Origin of the sequence: Conexibacter sp. DBS9H8 (assembly GCF_023330685.1) — a bacterium.
In the GTDB taxonomy this organism is placed as follows: Bacteria; Actinomycetota; Thermoleophilia; order Solirubrobacterales; family Solirubrobacteraceae; genus Palsa-465.
On record NZ_CP097128.1, the window covers coordinates 1,705,572 to 1,725,601 of the forward strand.

17 protein-coding genes are annotated in these 20,030 nt (G+C 70.8%); 10 read left to right on the plus strand and 7 right to left on the minus strand.

Going from position 1 to position 20,030, the window contains the following annotated elements; translation table 11 throughout:
- Nucleotides 1–121 precede the first annotated feature (121 nt).
- Complete coding sequence (locus tag M3M55_RS08070) at nucleotides 122–1,885, plus strand: transposase (RefSeq protein ID WP_249012309.1); 1,764 nt, start codon at nucleotides 122–124, stop codon at nucleotides 1,883–1,885.
- 183 nt (nucleotides 1,886–2,068) lie between these two features.
- Here M3M55_RS08070 and M3M55_RS08075 read toward each other — a convergent pair whose 3' ends face one another.
- Nucleotides 2,069–2,632 carry a hypothetical protein gene (locus tag M3M55_RS08075; RefSeq protein ID WP_249012310.1) on the minus strand — a complete coding sequence of 188 codons (564 nt, stop codon included), beginning with the start codon at nucleotides 2,630–2,632 and terminating at the stop codon, nucleotides 2,069–2,071.
- Between the two features lie 71 nt (nucleotides 2,633–2,703).
- Nucleotides 2,704–3,570, minus strand: a complete 867-nt coding sequence (locus M3M55_RS08080) for an aldo/keto reductase (RefSeq protein ID WP_249012311.1) — start codon at nucleotides 3,568–3,570, stop codon at nucleotides 2,704–2,706.
- Nucleotides 3,571–3,679: 109 nt separating this feature from the next.
- Between M3M55_RS08080 and M3M55_RS08085 the strand changes: the two genes are divergently transcribed.
- The 3 genes from M3M55_RS08085 (at nucleotide 3,680) to M3M55_RS08095 (ending at nucleotide 7,870) form a co-directional block, all read left to right on the plus strand.
- Nucleotides 3,680–5,494, plus strand: a complete 1,815-nt coding sequence (locus M3M55_RS08085) for a long-chain fatty acid--CoA ligase (protein WP_249012312.1) — start codon at nucleotides 3,680–3,682, stop codon at nucleotides 5,492–5,494.
- 61 nt (nucleotides 5,495–5,555) lie between these two features.
- Nucleotides 5,556–6,203 (plus strand): DedA family protein, encoded by a 648-nt coding sequence (locus M3M55_RS08090; RefSeq protein ID WP_249012313.1) that lies wholly within the window; start codon nucleotides 5,556–5,558, stop codon nucleotides 6,201–6,203.
- Nucleotides 6,204–6,310: 107 nt separating this feature from the next.
- Nucleotides 6,311–7,870 carry a S10 family peptidase gene (locus M3M55_RS08095; protein WP_249012314.1) on the plus strand — a complete coding sequence of 520 codons (1,560 nt, stop codon included), beginning with the start codon at nucleotides 6,311–6,313 and terminating at the stop codon, nucleotides 7,868–7,870.
- Between the two features lie 66 nt (nucleotides 7,871–7,936).
- Here the strand turns inward: M3M55_RS08095 and katG are convergent, their stop codons facing one another.
- The 3 genes from katG to M3M55_RS08110 all read right to left on the minus strand — a co-directional run bounded on the left by katG (nucleotide 7,937) and on the right by M3M55_RS08110 (nucleotide 11,580).
- A complete protein-coding gene (katG, locus tag M3M55_RS08100; protein ID WP_371878753.1) occupies nucleotides 7,937–10,108 on the minus strand; it encodes a catalase/peroxidase HPI in 2,172 nt (723 codons plus the stop codon).
- 31 nt (nucleotides 10,109–10,139) lie between these two features.
- Complete coding sequence (locus M3M55_RS08105; RefSeq protein WP_371878739.1) at nucleotides 10,140–10,664, minus strand: Fur family transcriptional regulator; 525 nt, start codon at nucleotides 10,662–10,664, stop codon at nucleotides 10,140–10,142.
- 76 nt (nucleotides 10,665–10,740) lie between these two features.
- Complete coding sequence (locus M3M55_RS08110) at nucleotides 10,741–11,580, minus strand: sulfite exporter TauE/SafE family protein (RefSeq protein ID WP_249012316.1); 840 nt, start codon at nucleotides 11,578–11,580, stop codon at nucleotides 10,741–10,743.
- Between the two features lie 48 nt (nucleotides 11,581–11,628).
- On the opposite strand from M3M55_RS08110, the gene M3M55_RS08115 reads away from it, so the two are divergent.
- From M3M55_RS08115 to M3M55_RS08130, 4 genes are all read left to right on the plus strand, one after another.
- Complete coding sequence (locus M3M55_RS08115; protein ID WP_249012317.1) at nucleotides 11,629–11,781, plus strand: hypothetical protein; 153 nt, start codon at nucleotides 11,629–11,631, stop codon at nucleotides 11,779–11,781.
- A 311-nt stretch (nucleotides 11,782–12,092) separates the two neighbouring features.
- On the plus strand, nucleotides 12,093–12,317 hold the full coding sequence (locus M3M55_RS08120; protein ID WP_249012318.1) for a hypothetical protein: 225 nt from the start codon (nucleotides 12,093–12,095) through the stop codon (nucleotides 12,315–12,317).
- A gap of 178 nt (nucleotides 12,318–12,495) precedes the next feature.
- Nucleotides 12,496–13,872, plus strand: a complete 1,377-nt coding sequence (locus M3M55_RS08125; protein WP_249012319.1) for a ferric reductase-like transmembrane domain-containing protein — start codon at nucleotides 12,496–12,498, stop codon at nucleotides 13,870–13,872.
- Nucleotides 13,873–13,884: 12 nt separating this feature from the next.
- Nucleotides 13,885–14,475: an FMN-binding protein gene (locus M3M55_RS08130; protein ID WP_249012320.1), complete on the plus strand. Its 591-nt coding sequence runs from the start codon at nucleotides 13,885–13,887 to the stop codon at nucleotides 14,473–14,475.
- Nucleotides 14,476–14,517: 42 nt separating this feature from the next.
- Here M3M55_RS08130 and M3M55_RS08135 read toward each other — a convergent pair whose 3' ends face one another.
- Nucleotides 14,518–16,881: a methyl-accepting chemotaxis protein gene (locus tag M3M55_RS08135; protein ID WP_249012321.1), complete on the minus strand. Its 2,364-nt coding sequence runs from the start codon at nucleotides 16,879–16,881 to the stop codon at nucleotides 14,518–14,520.
- Between the two features lie 84 nt (nucleotides 16,882–16,965).
- Here M3M55_RS08135 and M3M55_RS08140 point away from each other — a divergent pair, with 84 nt between their 5' ends.
- Complete coding sequence (locus M3M55_RS08140; RefSeq protein WP_249012322.1) at nucleotides 16,966–17,847, plus strand: aldose 1-epimerase; 882 nt, start codon at nucleotides 16,966–16,968, stop codon at nucleotides 17,845–17,847.
- Between the two features lie 126 nt (nucleotides 17,848–17,973).
- Nucleotides 17,974–18,969 carry an aldo/keto reductase gene (locus tag M3M55_RS08145; RefSeq protein ID WP_249012323.1) on the plus strand — a complete coding sequence of 332 codons (996 nt, stop codon included), beginning with the start codon at nucleotides 17,974–17,976 and terminating at the stop codon, nucleotides 18,967–18,969.
- A gap of 15 nt (nucleotides 18,970–18,984) precedes the next feature.
- Here the strand turns inward: M3M55_RS08145 and ligD are convergent, their stop codons facing one another.
- Nucleotides 18,985–19,926: a non-homologous end-joining DNA ligase gene (gene ligD, locus M3M55_RS08150; RefSeq protein WP_249012324.1), complete on the minus strand. Its 942-nt coding sequence runs from the start codon at nucleotides 19,924–19,926 to the stop codon at nucleotides 18,985–18,987.
- Nucleotides 19,927–20,030: the final 104 nt, after the last annotated feature.

A 20,030-nucleotide genomic window follows, 5' to 3' on the forward strand; every position in this document is an offset into this window, starting at 1 on the left:
TGAAGCTCTCCTGAAGGTTGTCTCCGACGAAGACGGCCGCTGCGCGGCCTCCTGCTGTGCCTGAGAACTGGGTCGTTGGGCGGCCTTGGGTCTGTCCGAGCCTCAAGTCAAACTTGAGGGTATGAGTCTTGGTGTTTCTCCTCGCCAGCCGGACCTGTTCGCGACGACCACCAGCTTCTGTGAGAGCCGGATCGCGGCGGACTCGATCTACGGGCTGTTGCACCGTGAGTGCTTTGAGCTGTTCCCGGATGAGATGTTCGCGGACCTGTTCACCAAGGTTGGGCGCAGGTCGGTGCCGCCGATGATCGTCGCGGTCGTGATGGTCCTCCAGCGACTGGAGGGCTGTTCAGATCGTGAAGCGGTTGACCGGTTCGCTTATGACTTGCGGTGGAAGTACGCGGCGGGCGGCCTGGATTTCGACTATCCGGGGTTCGTGCACACGGTGCTGGTCGATATGCGCGCCAGGCTCGCAGCGTCTGAGAAGCCGGATCGGGTGTTCGAGGTCACGCTCGCTGCGGCGAAGCAGGCGGGGTTGGTCGGGCGCCGGCGGGTGTTGGACTCAACCGCTCTGTTTGATGCGGTCGCGACGATGGACACCGTCACTTTGATCCGCTCCGCGATCCGCGGAGTGCTCGCAGCCGCCGATCCGTCGTTGGAGGCCGGGTTGCGGGCGGTGCTGACGCGTGATGATGAGTACCGGTCTGCCGGCAAGCCGGTGTGTGATTGGGACGATCGCTCGGCACGCGAGGAACTCGTCGACGCGCTCGCCCGGGACGCGCGGGCGTTGCTGGCTGTGTTGGACGGACTGGAGCTTGAGCCGGTCTTGGAGAAGGCTGGTGAGTTGCTCGCGACGGTCGTTGGCCAGGACCTCGAGACCGATCAGGACGGCCGGTTCCGGATCGCCCGCAAGGTAGCGAAAGACCGGGTGATCTCAACGGTCGATCCGGACGCCCGGCATGGGCACAAGACCGCCGCGCGCGGGTTTGACGGTTACAAAGGCCATGTCGCGATCGACCCCGACTCAGAAGTAATCGTCGCTACGCACGTGAGCGCCGGGAACGTTGGAGACGCTTCGGCGGTCGCTGACCTACTCGCCCAAGACCTCCCCGCCGAGACCGCCGAGACCGCCGAGACTGCCGAGACCGCCGAGACCGCCGAGACCGCCGAGACCGCCGAGACCGCCGAGACCGCCGAGACCGCCGAGACCGCCGAGACCGCCGAGACCGCCGAGACCGCCGAGACCGCCGAGACCGCCGAGACCGCCGAGACCGCCGAGACCGCCGAGACCGCCGAGACCGCCGAGACCGCCGAGATGGTCGAGCCGTTGACTGTCTATGGCGACAGTGCTTATGGGACCGGCGCGGTGCTGGACACGCTGGAGCAGGCCGGCGTCCAGACGTTCTGCAAGACCCAGCCGCCCAGAGCGCCTGGCGGCCGGTTCCCGAAGACCGTGTTCCAGGTCGATCTGGACGCCGGCACGGTCACCTGCCCGGCCGATCACACCGTCGTCCTGCGGAAGCTCAAGAGCGGGCAAGTCGCCCGGTTCGGGAAGTTCTGTGCCGGCTGTCCGCTCGCCGCCCAGTGCACTGCCAGCCGGAAAGGACGCAGCATCCACCTCGGCCACCACGAACACCAACTCGCCGCCGCTCGCGCCCAGCAAACCGATCCGGCGTGGCGGGCTGATTACAGGCAGACCCGCCCGAAGGTCGAACGCAAGATCGCGCATCTGATGCGCCGCAAGCACGGCGGTCGTCGCGCCCGGGTGCGTGGCAGCACCAAGGTCGCCGCGGACTTCTCACTCCTCGCCGCCGCTGTGAACCTCGCCCGCCTCAGCGTGCTCGGACTTGACCGCCAACCCGGCGGATGGATACTCAGCACAACCTGAAACACGATCCGCAGACGCCCAGGACTGCCCAACCGGCCCAGGACGGCGCCTACGGCCAGTTAAAGCCGGCGTCCCGTCTCCGACGCGCAGCAAAAGGCCGCGCAGCGGCCGGCCTTCGTCAGAGACAACATCAGGGAGAGCTCCGCTCTCCCTCCTTCAAAAGCCCAGTTCGACACCAGCCTTCTAGAGCGGCGGCACCTGAGCGTCGACCTGGGAGCCGTGGTAGAGGTGATCCTCGCTCGCGCAGCCCGGCCCGAACCGGTATTGGATCGAGTCGCTGCGCACCCCGTTGTAGCTCGCGTACATGTCGAGGATCCCGACGGTGCCGACCCGGCACGCCGGGTCGGAGGAGAAGGTGACGCGCACCCGGGTGCGGATCTCATTGCCGGGGTAGCCCCACTTCTCGGCGACGTGGGTGTGGAAGAGGATCGGGGAGAGGGCTCGCATCAGGATCAGCTCGACGTGCCCACGGCGGGCGTGGGCCTCACAGAGACGCCCACTGATCCGGCCCCGGGCGAGATCGATCGGCCCGAACCCGTGGGAGTACCAGCCGTCGGCCCCCGTCAGCGGGGCGCCGGTGTGAAAGCCCCAGGGAGGAATCCCGCCCGGGACGGGCAGCTGCGCATAGCACGGGGCTGCGGCGGCTCGGGCCCCACCCGGGATGACGGCGGCCGCGAGGACGGTGAGGACGAGGCTGAGACCGAGCCGCGCCCGGAGGCCGACGGGGCCGGCAACGGGAAAGGGCATCCCTACAGGGTAGAGGGAGGCGCCGGTCCGGGGCTCCGCTCACAGGCGGATCCCCGGAGAGCGCGTACGGATCAGCCCTCGGCGACGGCCGACACGGCGGCGAAGTCGTCGTCGCTGAGGACGATCTCCGCGGCGGCGATGTTCTCCTCGAGGTGGGCGACCGAGGAGGTGCCCGGGATCGGCAACATCACCGGCGAGCGCTTGAGCAGCCAGGCGAGGGCGAGTTGGGATGGGCTGTGTCCCGTCCGCTCGGAGATGTCGTCGAGCGGCCCCCCCGGCGCTGACAGCTTCCCGGTCGCGAGCGGGAACCACGGGATGAAGCCGATCCCCGCCTCACTGCAGTGATCGAGCAGCGCCTCCGCGCTCGTGTTGGTGAGGTTGTAGAGGTTCTGCACCGTCGCGATCTCGGCGACCCGGCGGGCCGCTTCGAGCTGCTGCACCGACACCTCCGAGAGGCCGATGTGGGCGATCTTGCCCTCCTCCTGAAGGGCCTTGAGCTCGCCGACCTGATCCTCGAGAGGCACCTCGGAATCGATCCGGTGCAGCTGGAAGAGCCCGATCCGCTCGAGCCCGAGGTGACGGAGGCTCATCTCGCACTGCTGGCGCAGGTAGGCGGGCCGGCCGACCGGCGTCCACTTGCCCGGACCCTGGCGGGTGAGCCCGGCCTTGGTCGCGATCACGAGGTCGTCCGGGTAGGGGTGCAGGGCCTGGCGGATCAGGCTCTCGGCGACGACGGGTCCATAGGAATCGGCGGTGTCGATCAGGGTGACCCCGAGCTCGACGGCGCGCCGGAGGACCGCGACGGCAGCGTCCGGATCCTCCGGCTCGCCCCAGACGCCCTTGCCGGTCAGCTGCATCGAGCCGAAGCCGAGCCGGTTGACGGGCAGCTCGCCGCCGATCAGAAAGGTTCCGCTGTGGGTCGCGGCCGGTGCTGTCATGTGGGCATGCTCCTTGGGAGGGGGACAGGGTGAGTATCGCGGGGTGGCCGCCGTCCGGTGAGCGGACCGGCGCCGATGACCCCGATTAAGACGTACTCTGTCCGCCAGCATGGAGAGCCAAACCGCCCAGGCGAACAGTCCCCAAGCTGTCAACGCCGCCACCATCGCCGAGGCGCTGCGGCGCACGGCCCAGAATCACCCCGACACCGTCGCGGTCCGGACCGTCGATGATGCGACCACGTGGACCTGGTCGGAGCTGATGACCCGCAGCGACGCCCTCGCCGCCGGGCTGCACCGGCTCGGGGTTCGTCACGGCGACACGGTCGCCCTGATGCTCACCAACCGGCCCGAGTACCACCTCGCCGACCTCGCGACGGTGACCTGCGGCGCGACCCCGTTCAGCATCTACAACACCTACCCGGCCGGGCAGGTCGCCCACCTCCTCAACGACGCGCGCGCCAAGGTGATCGTCACCGAGCAGTGCTTCCTCGCGACCGTGCAGGAGGCCGCGGCTCAGGCGCCTGCGATCACCCACGTGATCGTCGTCGACGCCCACGGGGACGACGCCCCGGGCGGCACGCTGTCGCTTGCGGCGGTGATGGCCGACTCCGACCCGAGCTTCGACGTGCTCGCCTCCGTCGCGGCGATCGGGCCCGACGACTTAGTCACGCTCATCTACACCTCCGGTACGACCGGGCCGCCCAAGGGGGTGCAGATCACCCACGCCAACGTGATGGCGGCCGCCTCGAGCGTGGCGGAGGTGCTCACCCTCCCGGCTGGGGCGAAGGTGATCTCCTGGCTCCCGGCCGCCCACATCGCCGAGCGAATGGCCCACCACTACATCCCGACCGTGTTCGCCGGGACCGTCACCGACTGCCCGAACCCGCGGGAGATCGCCGGGTTCCTGCCCCAGGTCCACCCGAACTGGTTCTTCGCCGTCCCCCGGGTGTGGGAGAAGCTCAAGGCCGGGCTCGAGGCGATGCTCGCCGCCCAGGAGCCGGCCGCGCGCGCGCCGCTCGAGCAGGCGATGGCCGCCTCCCTGCAACGCGTCCGGCTCCTGCAGAAGGGCGAGCCGGTTCCCGCCGACCTGGAGGAGCGGGTCGCTGCCGCGGACGCACAGATCTTCTCGAACCTGCGCACGATGCTCGGTCTCGACGAGCTTCTCGCCGTCAACGTCGGAGCGGCCCCGGTCGCCACCGATGTGCTCGAGTTCTTCCACGCGCTCGGGATCGAGGTCGCCGAGCTGTGGGGGATGTCCGAGACCTGTGGCGCGGGGGCCTGCAACCGGCCGGGCGCGGTGCGGATCGGCAGCGTCGGCCCGCCCTCACCCGGCACCGAGGTGAAGCTCGGAGAGGATGGCGAACTGCTCGTCCGGGCCGCCTACGTGATGCCCGGCTACCGCGAGAACCCGGAGAAGACCGCCGAGGCGCTCGACTCGGACGGCTGGCTGCATACCGGGGACATCGCGACGATCGACGACGACGGCTACATCCGCATCGTCGATCGCAAGAAGGAGCTGATCATCAACTCGGCGGGCAAGAACATGTCGCCGGCCAACATCGAGGCGGCGCTGAAGTCTGGGGGACCGATCATCGGCCAGGCGTGCGTGATCGGGGACGCCCGCCCCTACAACACGGCCCTGATCGTGCTCGACCCCGACTACGCCCCGGTGTGGGCCGCCCAGAACGGGCTTGCGGACGTGCCGGTGTCGGAGCTGGCCCAGCGACCGGAGGTGATCGCCGCCGTGCAGGCGGCGGTGGACGTCGCCAACGACCACCTCGCCCGGGTGGAGCAGATCAAGCGGTTCACCGTGCTCGGGGAGGAGTGGGCTCCGGGCGGAGACGAGCTGACCCCGACGATGAAGCTCAAGCGCAAGCCGATCGGCGAGAAGTACGCCGCGGCGATCGAGCAGATGTACGACTGACCGGGTCCGCAGGGAGCCTCGGGGCCTGTCGGCCCCGAGGCGCGGGCACACTGTCAGGGCCGTGAGCTCGCACGTCATCCACCGCCTGATCGCCCACTGGGGGTTGCTCGCGGTCCTCGCCGCCACCGGCGGTCAGGCGCTGTTCCTGCCGATCCCCGGCTCCACGGTGGTGATCGCCGTCGCGGTGTACGCCGCCTCCGGGCACGGCCTCGGCCCCGTCGGGGTGTTCGCGGCGGCGACCCTGGGAGCGAGCGCGGGGGGGATGCTCGGCTTCGCCCTCGGGCGGTGGCGCGGCCCGGCGGTCCTCGGTCGGCTCGCACGGCTCGCCCGTCAACCGCCGGCTCGGGTGCACAGGCTCACCGGCGCCCTCGACCGTCATGCGGTGATCGCCCTGCTCGCGGCGCGCTGGTTCACCGGCACCCGCAACCTCGCCGGGATCGCGTCGGGAACGAGTGCGATGTCCTTTGTGCGCTTCTCCCTGCTCACCGTCCTCGCCGCCGCCGTCTGGGCGGGGATCACCACCGTCGAGTTCTTCGTCTTCGGCGGGGTGTTCCTCGCCGCTCCGACGTGGCTGCAGGGGCTCGTCGTCCTGCTCGGGCTCGCTCTCTCCGGGGTCGGGCTCGCCCGGCTGCGCGGACGGGACCGGCGGGGTCGCCGGGCCGGTGGGCTCGAGCCGACCGTCGATCCGGGCGTGACCGGGCCGCTGTGAGGCGAACGTCGGCGCGCCAGGCACACTATGGGTGCCTGGCGGGCGACTGTTCCTGAGGCGACGCCCCCGGAGGGCTCGACGAGCGATCTCTCCGTTAGCCTGGCTCGATGAGCGCTCCCAGTCCTGATTCGCCGTCCGCGCCCGCCCCGCCCCCAGCCGCCGCGCCCGCACCACACCGGCCGCCCGCGGCGGCGGAGATCCACGCGGCGTGGCCCGGACCGCAGGGCCCGCTGCGCTACCGCGCGGCCGCCGGCTGGACCGTCCTGTTCACGGATGAGAAGCCGGCCGCGGAGATCTTCTCGGTCGCCTACCTCGTCACCGCCGACGCCGACGCCGACGCCGACGCCGGCGGTGACGCCAACCGTCGTCCCGAACGGCCGGTCACCTTCGTCTTCAACGGCGGCCCCGGCTCCTCCTCGGCCTACCTGCAGATGGGCGCGCTCGGACCGACCCGGGTCGCCTTCCCGCCCGACGGGCGCCTGCCGGCGATGCCCCCGAAGCTCGTCGACAACGACGACTCGTGGCTGCCCTTCACCGACCTCGTGTTCATCGACCCGATCGGCACCGGCTTCAGCCGGGTCATTCCCGGCGCCGCCGCCGTCACGGACGGGGAGAAGCCCGAGGATCCCGACGCCTACTTCGGCTACAAGCGCGACCTCGAATCGCTCTGTGAGTTCATCGGCCGCTGGCTCTCGGCCCACGGTCGCTGGGGATCACCGATCTTCATCGCCGGGGAGAGCTACGGCGGCTACCGGGTCGGGCGGCTCGTGCGGATGCTCCAGGAGAGCGCCGGGGTCGGGCTCTGCGGGGCGGTGCTCATCTCACCCGCGCTCGAGATCGGCGGGCTGGACCCCAACGACTATGACGTGCTCGCCTGGGTCGACACGCTCCCGACGATGGCCCTCGCCGCCGTCCACCACGGACGTTCCCGCGCGTTCGCGGCCGGCACCCCGACCGAGACGGTGAGCGCCGCCGCGAAGGCGTTCGCGAGCGGCGAGTTCGCCACCCTCCTCATCCGGGGGGCGGGGATGGCCGCCGAGGAGCGCGCGCGCATCCTCGCCCGGGCGGCCGACCTGATCGGACTCGACGTCGACCTGCTCACCCGGGCTGAGGGCCGGATCGGCATCGAGACCTTCGTCCGCGAGCTGCTCCGGGACGAGCGCGCCACCGTCGGTCTCTATGACGCGACGATCACCGGGCCGGACCCGTTCCCGGACCGCAGCCGCTTTGAGGGGCCGGACCCGACGCTCGCGGGGGCGACCCCCGTCTACACGGCGGCGATCAACGCCCAGCTGCGCCGGGTGATCGGCGTGGAGACCGAGCGCGAGTACCACCTGCTCTCCTACGACGTCAACGCGAAATGGAAGAACGACGCGCCCGAGCACTTCTTCTCCCCGCCCAAGGGGGCGACCGACGACCTGCGCTACGGGATGGCGCTCAACCCGCACCTGCGGACGTTCATCTGCCACGGCCGCTACGACCTCGTCACCCCGTTCGCGAGCACCGACCGGCTCGCGGACCTGATGCGACTCGATCCGGCGACGGCCGCCCGCCTCAGCGTCCGCCACTTCGACGGGGGCCACATGTTCTACGCCTGGGAGACGAGCCGGCGGGCCTTCACCGCGGCCGCCCGCGACTTCTACGCCGCCGCCCGGCCGGAAGGCTGATCCGCGCCCCCAGGCGGCGCGGCGGGGCTGCCGGCCTGTGAGCCGGCAGCCCCGTCACCGGCGTTCTCAGCTGCGGATCTCGAACCGGTCCGCGTGCATCACCTTGGAGAAGGCGGCCGCGAAGTCGGCGGCGAACTTCTCGCGCCCGTCGGCGGCCGCGTACACCTCAGCGACGGCGCGCAGCTCGGCGTTGGAGGCGAACACGAGGTCCGCCCGGGTGCCGGTCCACTCGCCGTGGGGGCCGCTGCCCTTGAAGTGCGGGCCCTCGGCGGTCCAGGCGGTGTCGAGGTCGAGCAGGTTGACGAAGTAGTCGTTGCTCAACACGCCGGGCCGGTCGGTGAACACCCCGAGGGGCGATCCGTCCCAGTTGGCGCCGAGAACCCGCAGCCCGCCGACGAGGACGGTCATCTCCGGGGCGGTGAGCCCGAGCAAGCTCGCCCGGTCGACGAGGTGGTACTCGGCACCGAACCGGCTGCTCGCACCCTCGTAGTTGCGGAAGCCGTCGAAGCGCGGCTCGAGGTAGCCGAAGGACTCGACGTCGGTCTGCTCCTGGGAGGCGTCGACGCGCCCGGGGACGAACGGCACCGTCACGGGCGTGCCGGCGTCCGCGGCCGCCTTCTCGACCGCGGCGACCCCGCCGAGGACGACGAGGTCGGCGATCGACACCGTCGTGTGACCCTCGTCGAAGCTCGCCTTGATGTCCTCGAGGGTGGCGAGGACCCGGTTGAGCTGCTCGGGCCGGTTGACCTCCCAGCTGCGCTGGGGCTCGAGGCGGATCCGGCCGCCGTTGGCGCCGCCGCGCTTGTCCGTGTCGCGGTAGCTTGCGGCGGCCGCCCACGCGGTCGACACGAGTTCGGACACACTGAGGCCACTGGCGAGGATCCGCTCCTTCAACGCCGTGACGTCGGCCTCCGACAGGGTCTCGGCCGGCGCCTCGGGCAGCGGGTCCTGCCAGAGCAGCTGGCCGGCGGGCACCTCGGGGCCGAGGTAGCGTGACACCGGACCGAGGTCGCGGTGGGTGAGCTTGAACCAGGCCTTGGCGAACTCCTGCTCGAGCTCCTCCGGATGATCGAGCCAGCGGCGGGTGATCTGCTCGTAGATCGGGTCGACGCGCATCGACAGGTCGGTGACGAGCATCGTCGGCTTGCGCGGGGCGCCCCCCTCGTTCGGAGCGGGGATGATCGCCTCCGCGTCGGAGGCGACGAACTGCCAGGCGCCGGCGGGGGACTTCTCCAGCTCCCATTCGTGCCCGTAGAGCAGCTCGAGGTAGTTGTTGGACCAGCGGGTTGGGGTGCTCGTCCAGGTCACCTCGAGGCCCGACGTGATCGCGTCCTCAAGCACCCCGGAGCCATAGCCGCTCTTCCACCCGAGCCCGACGGCCTCCATCGGCGCGGCCTCGGGCTCGGGGCCGACGAGGTCGGCATCGCCGGCGCCGTGAGTCTTGCCGAAGCTGTGGCCGCCGACGATCAGCGCCGCCGTCTCGACGTCGTTCATCGCCATCCGCTTGAACGTCTCGCGGATGTCGATCGCCGCTTTGGCCGGGTCGGGCTCGCCGTTGGGCCCCTCGGGGTTGACGTAGATGAGGCCCATCTGCACGGCGGCGAGCGGGTTCTCGAGGTCACGCTCGCCGCTGTAGCGGCGGTCGCCGAGCCACTCGGTCTCCGGGCCCCAGTCGACGTTCGTGTCCGCCTCCCACTCGTCGGTGCGGCCGCCGCCGAACCCGTAGGTTCTGAAGCCCATCGTCTCGAGGGCGACGTTGCCGGTGAGCGTCATCAGGTCGCCCCAGGAGAGGGAGCGGCCGTACTTCTGCTTGACCGGCCACAGCAGCCGCCGTGCCTTGTCGAGGTTGACGTTGTCGGGCCAGGAGTTGAGCGGGGCGAACCGCTGCTGACCGTGGCCGATGCCGCCGCGGCCGTCCATCACCCGGTAGGTGCCGGATGCGTGCCAGGCCATCCGGATCATCAGCGGACCGTAGTTGCCGAAGTCGGCCGGCCACCAGTCCTTGGAGTCGGTGAGGACCGCGGCGATGTCGGCCTTGACGGCGGCGAGGTCGAGGCTCGAGAACGCCGTCGCGTAGTCGAAGTCGGCGCCGTAGGGGTTCATCTCGGCCGGGTTCCGGGCAAGGACCCGGAGGTTGAGGCGCTCGGGCCACCAGTCCTGGTTCGGGTTGCCCACGAGCGGGTTGGTGAGGGTGTGGGCGACGGGGCAGCCGCCGTTGCCGGGCTCTGACTGGGTCATTTCGCCGACGACGGCATCGGGCTTGTCTGTCTCAGACACGGGCGTCCTTTCGGGGGTTCGGGGGTGGGAGGGTGGAGGTTTCGGGATCGCTGCGACCGGGGTCCTCGCCGGGTGCGGGGTTCTCGCCGGGTGGAGAGATCTCGCCGGAGGCGGCCAGGCAGTCGGGGCAGAGACCCCAGTAGATGACCTCGGCCTCCTCGATCGCGTATCCGCGGGTGTCGGACGCCGACAGGCAGGGGGCCTCCCCGACGGCGCAGTCGACGTCGGCCACCGCCCCACAGGCGCGACAGACCACGTGGTGGTGGTTGTCCCCGACGCGCGCCTCATAGCGGGCGACCGAGCCCTGGGGCTGGATCCGCCGCAGCACCCCGGCGCCACTGAGGGCGGCGAGCACGTCATAGACGGCCTGATGGCTCACCTCGGGAAGCTGCTCGCGCACACGGTCGAGAATCGCGTGCGTGTCCGCGTGCGGATGCTCGTTGACGACGGCGAGCACCGCCAGACGGGGCCGGGTGACGCGGAGATCGTGGGCGCGCAGGAGTTCCTCCACTGACACGGGAGCCTAGCGGCTTTCTTGAACGAGTCAAGAATGTTGTCGACGCGTGAACGGAGCCCGTGGAGGGCAGGTGTCCTTAGCCGCGCGCGTCAGCGGACGTCGGGGTCGCTGGGTCGGGCGGGGCGGCTCGGCGTGGCGGGGTCGCTCGGCGTCGGCCACGCTGGAGCAGGCGCACGGCGATCCACAGCAGCAGGAGGCCGAAGAGCACGCTGAGCAGCCGTTCGGGGAGCAGGTTGGCCACTGCGACCCCGCCGAGCGCTCCGGGGATCGCCCCGAGCGCGATCGGCCCGGCGAGGGCGAGCTTCAGGTTGCCGTAGCGGTGCTGGCGGACGGTGCCGAGCAGGGACACGGGAACGATCGCCAGCAGCGAGCTCCCTTCGGCGCTCAGTTGGGTGAGCCCGGCGAAGAGAACGAGGGCGGGCACGAACATCGCCCCGCCCCCGACCCCGAGCAGCCCTGCGATCACGCCGGCGCCGACTCCGACGAGGCCTGCGAGCAGCAGCCCGACGGTCGTCGCCTGCCCCTGTGACGGGGTCAGTCCGGCGATTGTGACGAGTCCGATGACGATCAGCAAGGCAGCGAACCCGCTGCGGATCGAGGCCGGGCGGATGCGCTGCTGGAGGGCGGTGCCGGCGAGGACGCCGGCCATCGCCGGCAGGCCGACGAGGGCGGAATCGATCGGGTGCACATGCCCATAGGCGGCTTGGAAACCGGCGCCGACGAGTGCCATCACGGTGATCGCCAGCAGGGAGGCGGCGGCCGCCTGACGTTCGTTGACATGGGGGAGGGTGAGAGCCCCGGGGACGACGACCGAGCCTCCGCCGACACCGAAGAGTCCTGAGAAGGCGCCCGCCGCGAACCCGATCAGCAGACAGCGTCCGCGGGCACGGTGAGCATCGGTGTCAAAAAAATTCAAATGGTCACTTGCATCGGTCGAGTTCGACCACTACGGTAGCTCTTGTCGATGGCAACTCTGACCGACATCCACGCCTCCTCCGCCGGACGTCGCCCGGCTCGCGTCCGCGCGAACGTGCTGCGCTGGGAAGCGGCTGCCGGCCCGCAGGCGCGTGAACTCGCCGAGAAGGAAGCATCCCTCGCTGACGGGTGGAGAACCTGATCCTCAGGCTTCCCACACCGATCGTCAACGAGGGCGACCCCACCGGGGCCGCCCTTTTTTGTGCCTGAACCCCTGATGACTGCGAATGGACAGGAGATCCGATGAACGCAATTTACACCCGCTGCTGAACGCCGCCTCGGTGTGACCTGGGCACCGTGAACGGACCGACGGGTTCGGTCACGGGCACTGTCAGTCACCGGGCGGTCACCACCTGATCCCGACGCCGAGTGACACCGTCACACAGATGTGGCATACGCGGCCGCGGAAACGGGTGGTTGACACTCAATCCACACGAGATAAGGAGAACGGCCATGTCCGGCCGCTCAGAGAATCCGCGCCCGGGAGGCGGGGAGGAGAACCCGCGCCCGCCACGCTCATGCGGACGACAGATGGTCGGCCCGATCCACTGGCGGGTCAACAGCCCCGAGCGTGACTGGGTCTCCGCCCACCGGGCGGCGCGTATCCAGGCGCGCTGCGACGCGGCGCGCGCCCGGCATCTGCGCTACCTCCAGGGTCGGGGCCGCTGCGGGCACTGACTCGGCATGGCTCCCCGGCCGGAAGCCGGTCGGGTCGGGGAGCCGCCGGGTCGGTCCGGTGCGCGCAACGGTGAGAGGTTTCAAAGCCACTTATTAGTTCCGGCTTCGCGCTCGCGCCTAGCTTTGCCACCACGATGCCTGAGCACACACCGACGGCCCCTTCCGCTCCGGAGCCCCGATGAGCGCCGTTCCCGGGACGGCACCGGCCGTCGGCCTGGCGCGGGGGACGCGCCCGCCCGCCCCCAACCCCCTGGTGCCCAACGTGTTGCTCGCCGTCGCCGGCGGAGGGCTCGGCGCCGTCGTCGCGCTCACCATCGCCGACCAGCCGTTCTCGGCGCTGTCGGCCCACGGCGGGGTCGCCACCTTCGTCGGCAGCCTCACCGGCATGGTCGGTGCCTACCTCGCCCTCGTGATGCTCGTCCTCGTCAGCCGGCTCGCTCCGCTCGAGCGCTCGGTCGGCCAGGACCAAGTGCTGCGCTGGCACCAGAAGCTCGCTCCCTGGCCGCTGAGCCTGCTGACGATCCACGCCGTCACGGTCACGCTCGGGTACGCGGAGGCGACCAAGACGGGTTTCCTCGGTGAGATCGGCCAACTCCTGTCCGGTTATCGCGGTGTGCTTTCGGCGACCGTCGCCCTCGGCCTGATGCTGCTGGCCGGGATCTTCTCGATCCGGGCGATCCGCACGCGCCTCAAGCGCGAGACGTGGTGGGTGCTTCACCTCTACATGTACATCGCCCTCGCACTGTCGATCGCCCACGTCATCGCGCTTGGACCGTCGTTCGTCAACCACCCGCTCACCCAAACGCTGTGGGTGCTCATCTGGGTCGCCACGGCCGGCGTCGTGCTCGCCTACCGGGTCCTGCTGCCCCTCTACCGGAGCGTGCGCTACGACCTGCGGGTCGAGGAGGTGCGCCGTGAGGCACCCGGCATCGTGTCGGTCATCTGCGCCGGCCGCGACCTGCACCGGCTTCCAGTCGCGGGCGGACAGTTCTGCTTCTGGCGCTTTCTCACCCCGCAGATGTGGTGGCAGGCGCACCCCTACTCTCTCTCGGCGCTGCCCCAGGAAGGACGCCTGCGCCTGACCGTCAAGGCGGTCGGTGACCATTCCGCCGCGGTCGCCAAGCTCGCGCCCGGGACACGGATCGTCTTCGAGGGACCCTACGGTGCGTTCCGGGCCGAGGCCCGAGAGCGCGCCAAGGTCGTGCTGCTGGCCGCCGGAATCGGGGTCACCTCGATCCGCTCCCTGCTCGAGGACCTGCCGCGCAAGAGCCGACCGGTGGTGATTCTCCGGGCCGGGCAGCGCCGCGATCTCGCCCTCCTCGACGAGATCGAGGAGCTGGCCGCCCAGCGCGGAGGCAAGGTGATCACGCTGATCGGGACGCGGGAGAAGAACCGGCTCGACCCGGCCGCCCTGTGGAGCCTCGTCCCCGACATCCAGAGCCGGGAGGCCTACGTCTGTGGCCCGACCGAGTTCGTGGACACCGTCACCGTCGCCCTGCGCGGGGTTGAACTGCCCGAGCAGGCCATCCATCACGAAGCCTACGCGCTCTGGTAGGAAGAGAGGAGCATGATGCGCCGCAGTCCCTTTGTCATCACCGCGACCGCCGCAGGTCTCGTCGGGGTGCTCACCTACCAAACCCAGGGAGGGTCCTTCGGCGGTCTGCGGACCGCCGCGGCGGTGACCGCCCCGAGCCACGCCCACGTCGGGTCGGGGCACACCGCGTCACACGCGGCCGCCCGCTCGGGTTCGGGCACCTCGGGATCCGGAGCGTCGAGCAGCGGCTCGGGGTCGGGGTCGTCCGCCAGCGGATCGGGGTCGGGGTCAGGTTCGGGAACCTCGACGACCTCGGGTCCGCCGCTTGCCCCGGGCGCCTCCTCCGGGCCGCGTGAGGTCACCGGGCCGGTGATCGCGTACGGGTACGGCCAGCTCGCGGTCAAGGTCGCCGTCAACGGCCAGAAGATCACCTCGGTGAGCGTCACCGGCCTCCAGACGGCCGAGCAGTACTCCCAGTCACTGGCCCAGCAGGTGCTCCCGACGCTGCGCTCGGAGGTGCTCCAAGCCCAGAACGCCCACATCCAGCTCGTCTCCGGCGCCACCTACACGAGTGAGGCGTTCGCGATGTCCCTCCAGCACGCTCTCACCCAGGCCGGGGTCTGACCCGGCCCCGGGGAGGTTCCCCTGTCTGAGCGGACAGGGAAATCAGGCGAGCACGAACTGGCGGACGAGCCCATCGAGCTCGTCCGCGGTCGCGGCGATCTGCTGGGCGCTGGCGGCGATCTGCTGGGTGGAGGCGCTCGTCTGCTCGGTGCTCGCGGACACCTGCTCGGTCGCCGCACTCGACTGCTCGGCGACGGAGGCGACCGCGTCGATGCTCGCCTGCACCTGACCGCCACTGGCGGCGATCTGGCGGATCGCGGCGGCGATCTCCTCCACGCGTGCGCTCATGTCCTCGACGCTCGCCCCGATCTGCAGGAACGACTCCCGGGCCCGTTCGACGGTCCGCACCCCCGTCGCGGTCTGTCCCGCCCCGGTCTCCACCGCGGTGACCGCCCGCGCTGTTTCCGCCTGAATCTGGGCGATCAGGGTCGCAATCGTCGCCGCCGCGCCCTGAGAACCCTCCGCGAGCTTGCGTACCTCGTCGGCGACGACGGCGAACCCGCGCCCCTGCTCACCGGCCCGGGCGGCCTCGATCGCCGCGTTGAGCGCGAGCAGATTCGTCTGGTGGGCGATGCCGGTGATCGTCTCGACGATCGAGCCGATCTGATCGCTCTTCTCGCCGAGCGCGCGGATCACCGAGGTCACCTCCGCACTGGCCGCCTGTACGGCGTGCATCACCGCGTTGGCCTCATCGGCGGCGCTCACTCCGGCCCGGGCGAGCGCCGCGGCCTGCTCGGCGGCCGCCGCCGTCTCCTGGGCGCTCTGCGCTGAGGCAGACGAGGCGTGAGCGAGCTCGTCGGTGACCGTTCGCACGTCATCCACGGCCCGGACCTGGCGCTCGGCTCCGACGGCGACGGACCCGACCGCCTGGGCGATCTCATCGACGGCTCGGCCGGTCTGGTCGCTCGTGTGGGCCATCTCCTGGGAGGCGCCCGCGAGACTCTGGGAGCTGTGGGCGATTTCGGTGATCATCGCAGCGAGCCGCTCCCGCGTCGCGTTATAGCTGGCGATCGAGCTCTGAGCGCTCATCAACATCGCGTTGAACACGCCGGCGAGCCGGCCCGGGGTGGTGCCGGTCGCGGAGATCGGGGTGGTCACCGGCGTCACCGCCACGGTCAGGCGTCCCTCGTTCATCGCCTCGAGGCCGTGCTGGAGGTCGCTCAGGCAGTGGGTCTGGAGCGAGGTGAGCCGCTCGGTCAGCTGCTCGAGGCAGGAGCGGTCACCGAGCGCGTCCGCGAGCGTCTCACGCATCTCGTTGTAGCTCGACAGGGAGGCCTGCGCGCGCACGAGCATGCTGTTGAACAGCGTGGCGAGCTCGCCGATCGCCCCGCCGTCGGCGGCGGTGACCGGGTGCAGGTCGGCGCTGACCGCCAGGGTCAGGTCCCCGGCGCTCATCCCCTGTAGCCCCCGTTCGAGTTCGCCGAGGCAGCCGTTCAGCGCCTCCATCCGGGCGGTGAGCGGACCGAGACAGGAACGCTCGCCGAGCCCGCGGGCGAGCGTCATCGACATCTTCGTGAAGGCGTGGCCGAGCGCATCCCCGTCGGACTTGGGGGTGACCGTGACGCCGAGGTTGCCGGAGGCGATCTCATCGGCGGCGTGGGCCATCTCGCTGAGGTGCGCGACGCAGGCGGTGAAGGCGGCGGCGACGCGACCGATCTCATCGTCGCCGTGCACGTCGAGGCGGACGTCCGTGCGCCCTTCGGCGACCCGCTCGGCCGCCGCGGTGACCCGCGCGAGCGGCCCGGTGATCGAGGCGATGATCGCCCGCACGAGCCACCCCGCCAGCGGCAGGGTCACGAGCGCGAGCAGCGCGAGGATGAGCAGGGCCGTGCTCACCGTCGAGCTCACCTGGGCGCGAACGGCCGCCGCCTGACGGGACAAGGTCGCGCCGATCCGGTTGAAGTCCGCCTGGGTTGCGTTGGAGGCCGCGAGATTGGAGACGGACATGATCTCGATCGCCTTGCGCGTCTGGCCGGCCTGCACGGCCGCATATACCTCGTGGGTGAAGACCGAGTAGGCGGCCAGGTCGCTCTCCGTGCGCCGGACGAGGGTGCGGGTGCGCGCGTCCGGGTGGAAACCGTTGACGCCGGCGAGGCCCGCGACCGCCTGGCTGTGGCCCTGGAGCACCTGCTGCCAGGTTGTCGCGAGCAGGCCGTGTTGGGAGGCCTTGTGGAGGGAGGCGAGCGCGACGTACATGTTCGACTGGTCGTCCTGGGTGAGCCACCCCTCGTAGGCGTTGCGCTCGGCGCGGAAGGTGTCGAACACGCGCGCCGACCGGTTCGCGCTCGCGCGCGTCGAGAGGAGGCCGACGGCGGCGACGCCGGCTGCGGCGAGCCACGCGACCGCGAGGACGGCGGCGAGGGTGAGCAGGCGCGTCCGGACTGACGCCGTGGAGAGGAAGGTCATGCCCTGCCTGATCGGCCGGGCGGGGGAGAAATGAAGGCCGGCTGGTGGTCTGCCTGTGCGGCCCGCTGAAGTAGGGTCACGGCGATGCCATCTGATCCCCATCCGGCTGTCGGGCCTGAGGACCCGACAGCGGTCACCCTCGTTGACGCGGACACCGGGCTGACCGCACGCTTCCTGCCCGGCAACGGCATGGTCTGTCAGTCACTTCGTCACCGCGGTGAGGAGCTGCTCGCCCAGCGCGGCGGACCTGAGGCCTACCGGACTCGCGGATCGACCTTCGCTCTGCCGATCCTCTATCCATGGGCGAACCGCCTGTTCGGCTGGTCCTACCGTGTCGGGACGACCGAGGTGACCCTCGACCCCGCCGATCGGTTCATCCACCGGGACGGGGACGCTCAGATTCCGATGCACGGCGTCCTCGCGGGCGCCGTGGACTGGCGGCTGCAGGAGGTCTCAGACGCTGCGCTGACCGCCGAGCTCGACTACGGTGCCGACCCCCGGCGGATCGCCGTCTTCCCGTTCCCCCACCGCCTCGGGTACCGGGCGCAGCTGTCCGGGTCGGCGCTGGGAATCACCGTGACCGTCACCCCGATCGCCGCCGCGGCGGTCCCGGTCAGCTTCGGCTTTCACCCGTACCTGAACCCCGGCGGGGATCGCCAGGACTGGCAGCTCGCCGGGCCCGTCCCCGGTCTCGATGGAGCCCTCGGGCAGCGGACCTTCGACGCCGAGCACCGTGGGGTCGGCGGAGCCGTCCTGTCGGTCGCCTCCAAGCACCGCCGGATCGAACTCGCCCTCGGTGAGGGCTACCCCGTCGCCCACCTGTACGCACCGGAGGGGTCCCCGTTCGTCTGTTTTGAACCGATGGTCGCGCCCACCAACGCGCTGCGGACCGGGGAGGGGCTCATCACCGTCGCGCCGGGGGACGTCTTCACGGCGACCTTCACGCTGCGGGTCGTCGGGCTCTGAGCGTACCCGTCGCCGTCGCGTCCGCCGGCCACCGGGCGGGCGCCGCCGGTGGGGTCACCCGCGGCGAGGTCCGCCGCCGGACCGGGCCTGTCATGATCGGCGGAGGCCACCAGAGAGGAGCAGTCGATGGACTACGTGAACCTCGGTGCGACCGGCCTGCGGGTCTCGCGCCTCTGTCTCGGGATGATGAGCTACGGCACCCATGAGACGCGCCCGTGGGCCCTGTCGGAGGCGGACGCCGACCCGATCGTCAAGGCCGCGGTGGAGGCCGGGATCACGTTCTTTGACACCGCCGACGTCTACAACGGCGGGCTGTCGGAGGAGATCACCGGACGGCTGCTCAAGCGGTACTTCGGGATGCGGGAGGAGTACGTGCTCGCGACGAAGGTGTGCATGCCGACGATGCCCGGTCAGAACGGGCGCGGACTGTCGCGCAAGCACATCCTCGCCTCCATCGACGCCTCCCTGCGCCGGCTCGGACACGACTACGTCGACCTGTACCAGATCCACCGCTGGGATCCGCACACGCCGATCGAGGAGACGATGGACGCGCTGCATGACTGCGTGCGGGCGGGCAAGGTCCGCTACCTCGGCGCCTCCTCGATGTTCGCCTGGCAGTTCGCCAAGGCCCAGCGGGCTGCGGTCACCCCGTTCGTGGCGATGCAGAACCACTACAACCTCATCTACCGCGAGGAGGAGCGCGAGATGATCCCCCAGTGCCTCGACCAGGGCGTCGGGGTGATCCCGTGGAGCCCGCTCGCCCGCGGCCTGCTCGCGGGCAACCGGGGCCGTGACGGGGAGCGCCACACCGCCCGCGCCGAGACGGACGCCTTCGCCGATCGCCTGTACGTCCCCGAGCTCGACTGGCCGGTGATCGACGCGCTCGGCGAGGTCGCCGCCGCCCGCGGCGTCCCGGCCGCCCAGGTCGCCCTCGCCTGGCTCGCGCACCGTCCCGGGGTGACCGCGCCGATCATCGGTGCGACCAAGCTCGCCCACCTCGAGGACGCCGTCGCGGCCGTCGCCCTCTCCCTCAGCGATGAGGAGATCGCCACGCTCGAGGCGCCCTACCGGCCCCACGCGGTCGCCGGGCTGGTCACCCCGTCGACCCCGCCGGGGCGCTGAGCGCACCGGCGGACCTCAGTCCTCCCCCGCCAACCCGTCCCGGTCCGCCCACTCCCGCAGCGGCGCGATGTCGAAGACCGCCGCGTCGATGCCGGCGTGCAGGTCTCCGAGCCGGGCGTACCGCTCCGGGACGGTGGCGATCGTGAAGGCCGCCGGATCGAGGTCGTCGAGCTCCTCCCAGGCGAACGGGGTCGAGACCGGCGCCGCCGGGTGGCCGCGGACGCTGTAGGCGCAGGCGATCGTGTGGTCGCGGGCGTTCTGGTTGAAGTCGATGAACACCTTGGCCGGGTCACGGTCCCTGCGGAACCAGGCGGTCGTCACGTCCTCGGGGCAGCGTCGCTCGAGCTCACGGGCGAAGGCGAGGGCAGCTCGGCGCACCTCGGAGAAGCCGTGCTGGGGAGCGATCCGTACGTACACGTGGATGCCCTCCCCGCCGGAGGTCTTGGGCCAGCCGGTCGCCCCGAGCTCGTCCAGGAGCGCGTGGACGGCGCCGGCGACCCGGCGGACCCGGTCCAAGGGGCAGTCGGGCATCGGGTCGATGTCGATGCGCCACTCATCCGGGCACTCGAGCGTCTCGGCCCGCGAGTTCCACGGGTGGAACTCGACGGTCGACATCTGCACCGCCCAGATCACGTCGGCCAGTGATGTGACGGTCAGCTCGCGGGCGCGGCGGCCGTAGCGGGGGAAGACGATCTCGACCGTCTCGATCCACTCCGGCGCGCCGGCAGGCAGTCGCTTCTGGTGGACCTTTGGCCCGGCCACGCCGGTCGGGAAGCGGTGGAGCATGCATGGGCGACGCGCGAGCGCGTTGACGATCCCCTCACCGACGCTCAGGTAGTAGCGGGCGAGGTCGAGCTTGGTCTCCCCGCGCTCGGGAAAGTAGACCCGGTCCGGGTTGGTGATCCTCACCTCCCGGCCGTCGACCTCGAGGGTTTCGGCTGGACTCTGGCGCGCCATGCACCGTATGGGTACACGGCGGGCCAAAGAACGGCAAATGGGGCTCGGTCCCGGCCCGGCTCGAGCTCGGCCCCGGCCTCGGCCCGAAGCCTTCGACAGGCCCC

What these genes read in the sequence shown, in the direction of transcription:
- M3M55_RS08080 (WP_249012311.1), bottom strand. Translation starts at nt 3,570, where the DNA reads ATGACAGCACCGGCCGCGACCCACAGCGGAACCTTTCTGATCGGCGGC.
- M3M55_RS08130 (WP_249012320.1), top strand. Translation starts at nt 13,885, where the DNA reads ATGATGCGCCGCAGTCCCTTTGTCATCACCGCGACCGCCGCAGGTCTC.
- katG (WP_371878753.1), bottom strand. Translation starts at nt 10,108, where the DNA reads ATGACCCAGTCAGAGCCCGGCAACGGCGGCTGCCCCGTCGCCCACACC.
- M3M55_RS08115 (WP_249012317.1), top strand. Translation starts at nt 11,629, where the DNA reads ATGGCAACTCTGACCGACATCCACGCCTCCTCCGCCGGACGTCGCCCG.
- M3M55_RS08095 (WP_249012314.1), top strand. Translation starts at nt 6,311, where the DNA reads ATGAGCGCTCCCAGTCCTGATTCGCCGTCCGCGCCCGCCCCGCCCCCA.
- ligD (WP_249012324.1), bottom strand. Translation starts at nt 19,926, where the DNA reads ATGGCGCGCCAGAGTCCAGCCGAAACCCTCGAGGTCGACGGCCGGGAG.
- M3M55_RS08070 (WP_249012309.1), top strand. Translation starts at nt 122, where the DNA reads ATGAGTCTTGGTGTTTCTCCTCGCCAGCCGGACCTGTTCGCGACGACC.
- M3M55_RS08120 (WP_249012318.1), top strand. Translation starts at nt 12,093, where the DNA reads ATGTCCGGCCGCTCAGAGAATCCGCGCCCGGGAGGCGGGGAGGAGAAC.
- M3M55_RS08075 (WP_249012310.1), bottom strand. Translation starts at nt 2,632, where the DNA reads ATGCCCTTTCCCGTTGCCGGCCCCGTCGGCCTCCGGGCGCGGCTCGGT.
- M3M55_RS08135 (WP_249012321.1), bottom strand. Translation starts at nt 16,881, where the DNA reads ATGACCTTCCTCTCCACGGCGTCAGTCCGGACGCGCCTGCTCACCCTC.
- M3M55_RS08145 (WP_249012323.1), top strand. Translation starts at nt 17,974, where the DNA reads ATGGACTACGTGAACCTCGGTGCGACCGGCCTGCGGGTCTCGCGCCTC.
- M3M55_RS08140 (WP_249012322.1), top strand. Translation starts at nt 16,966, where the DNA reads ATGCCATCTGATCCCCATCCGGCTGTCGGGCCTGAGGACCCGACAGCG.
- M3M55_RS08085 (WP_249012312.1), top strand. Translation starts at nt 3,680, where the DNA reads ATGGAGAGCCAAACCGCCCAGGCGAACAGTCCCCAAGCTGTCAACGCC.
- M3M55_RS08125 (WP_249012319.1), top strand. Translation starts at nt 12,496, where the DNA reads ATGAGCGCCGTTCCCGGGACGGCACCGGCCGTCGGCCTGGCGCGGGGG.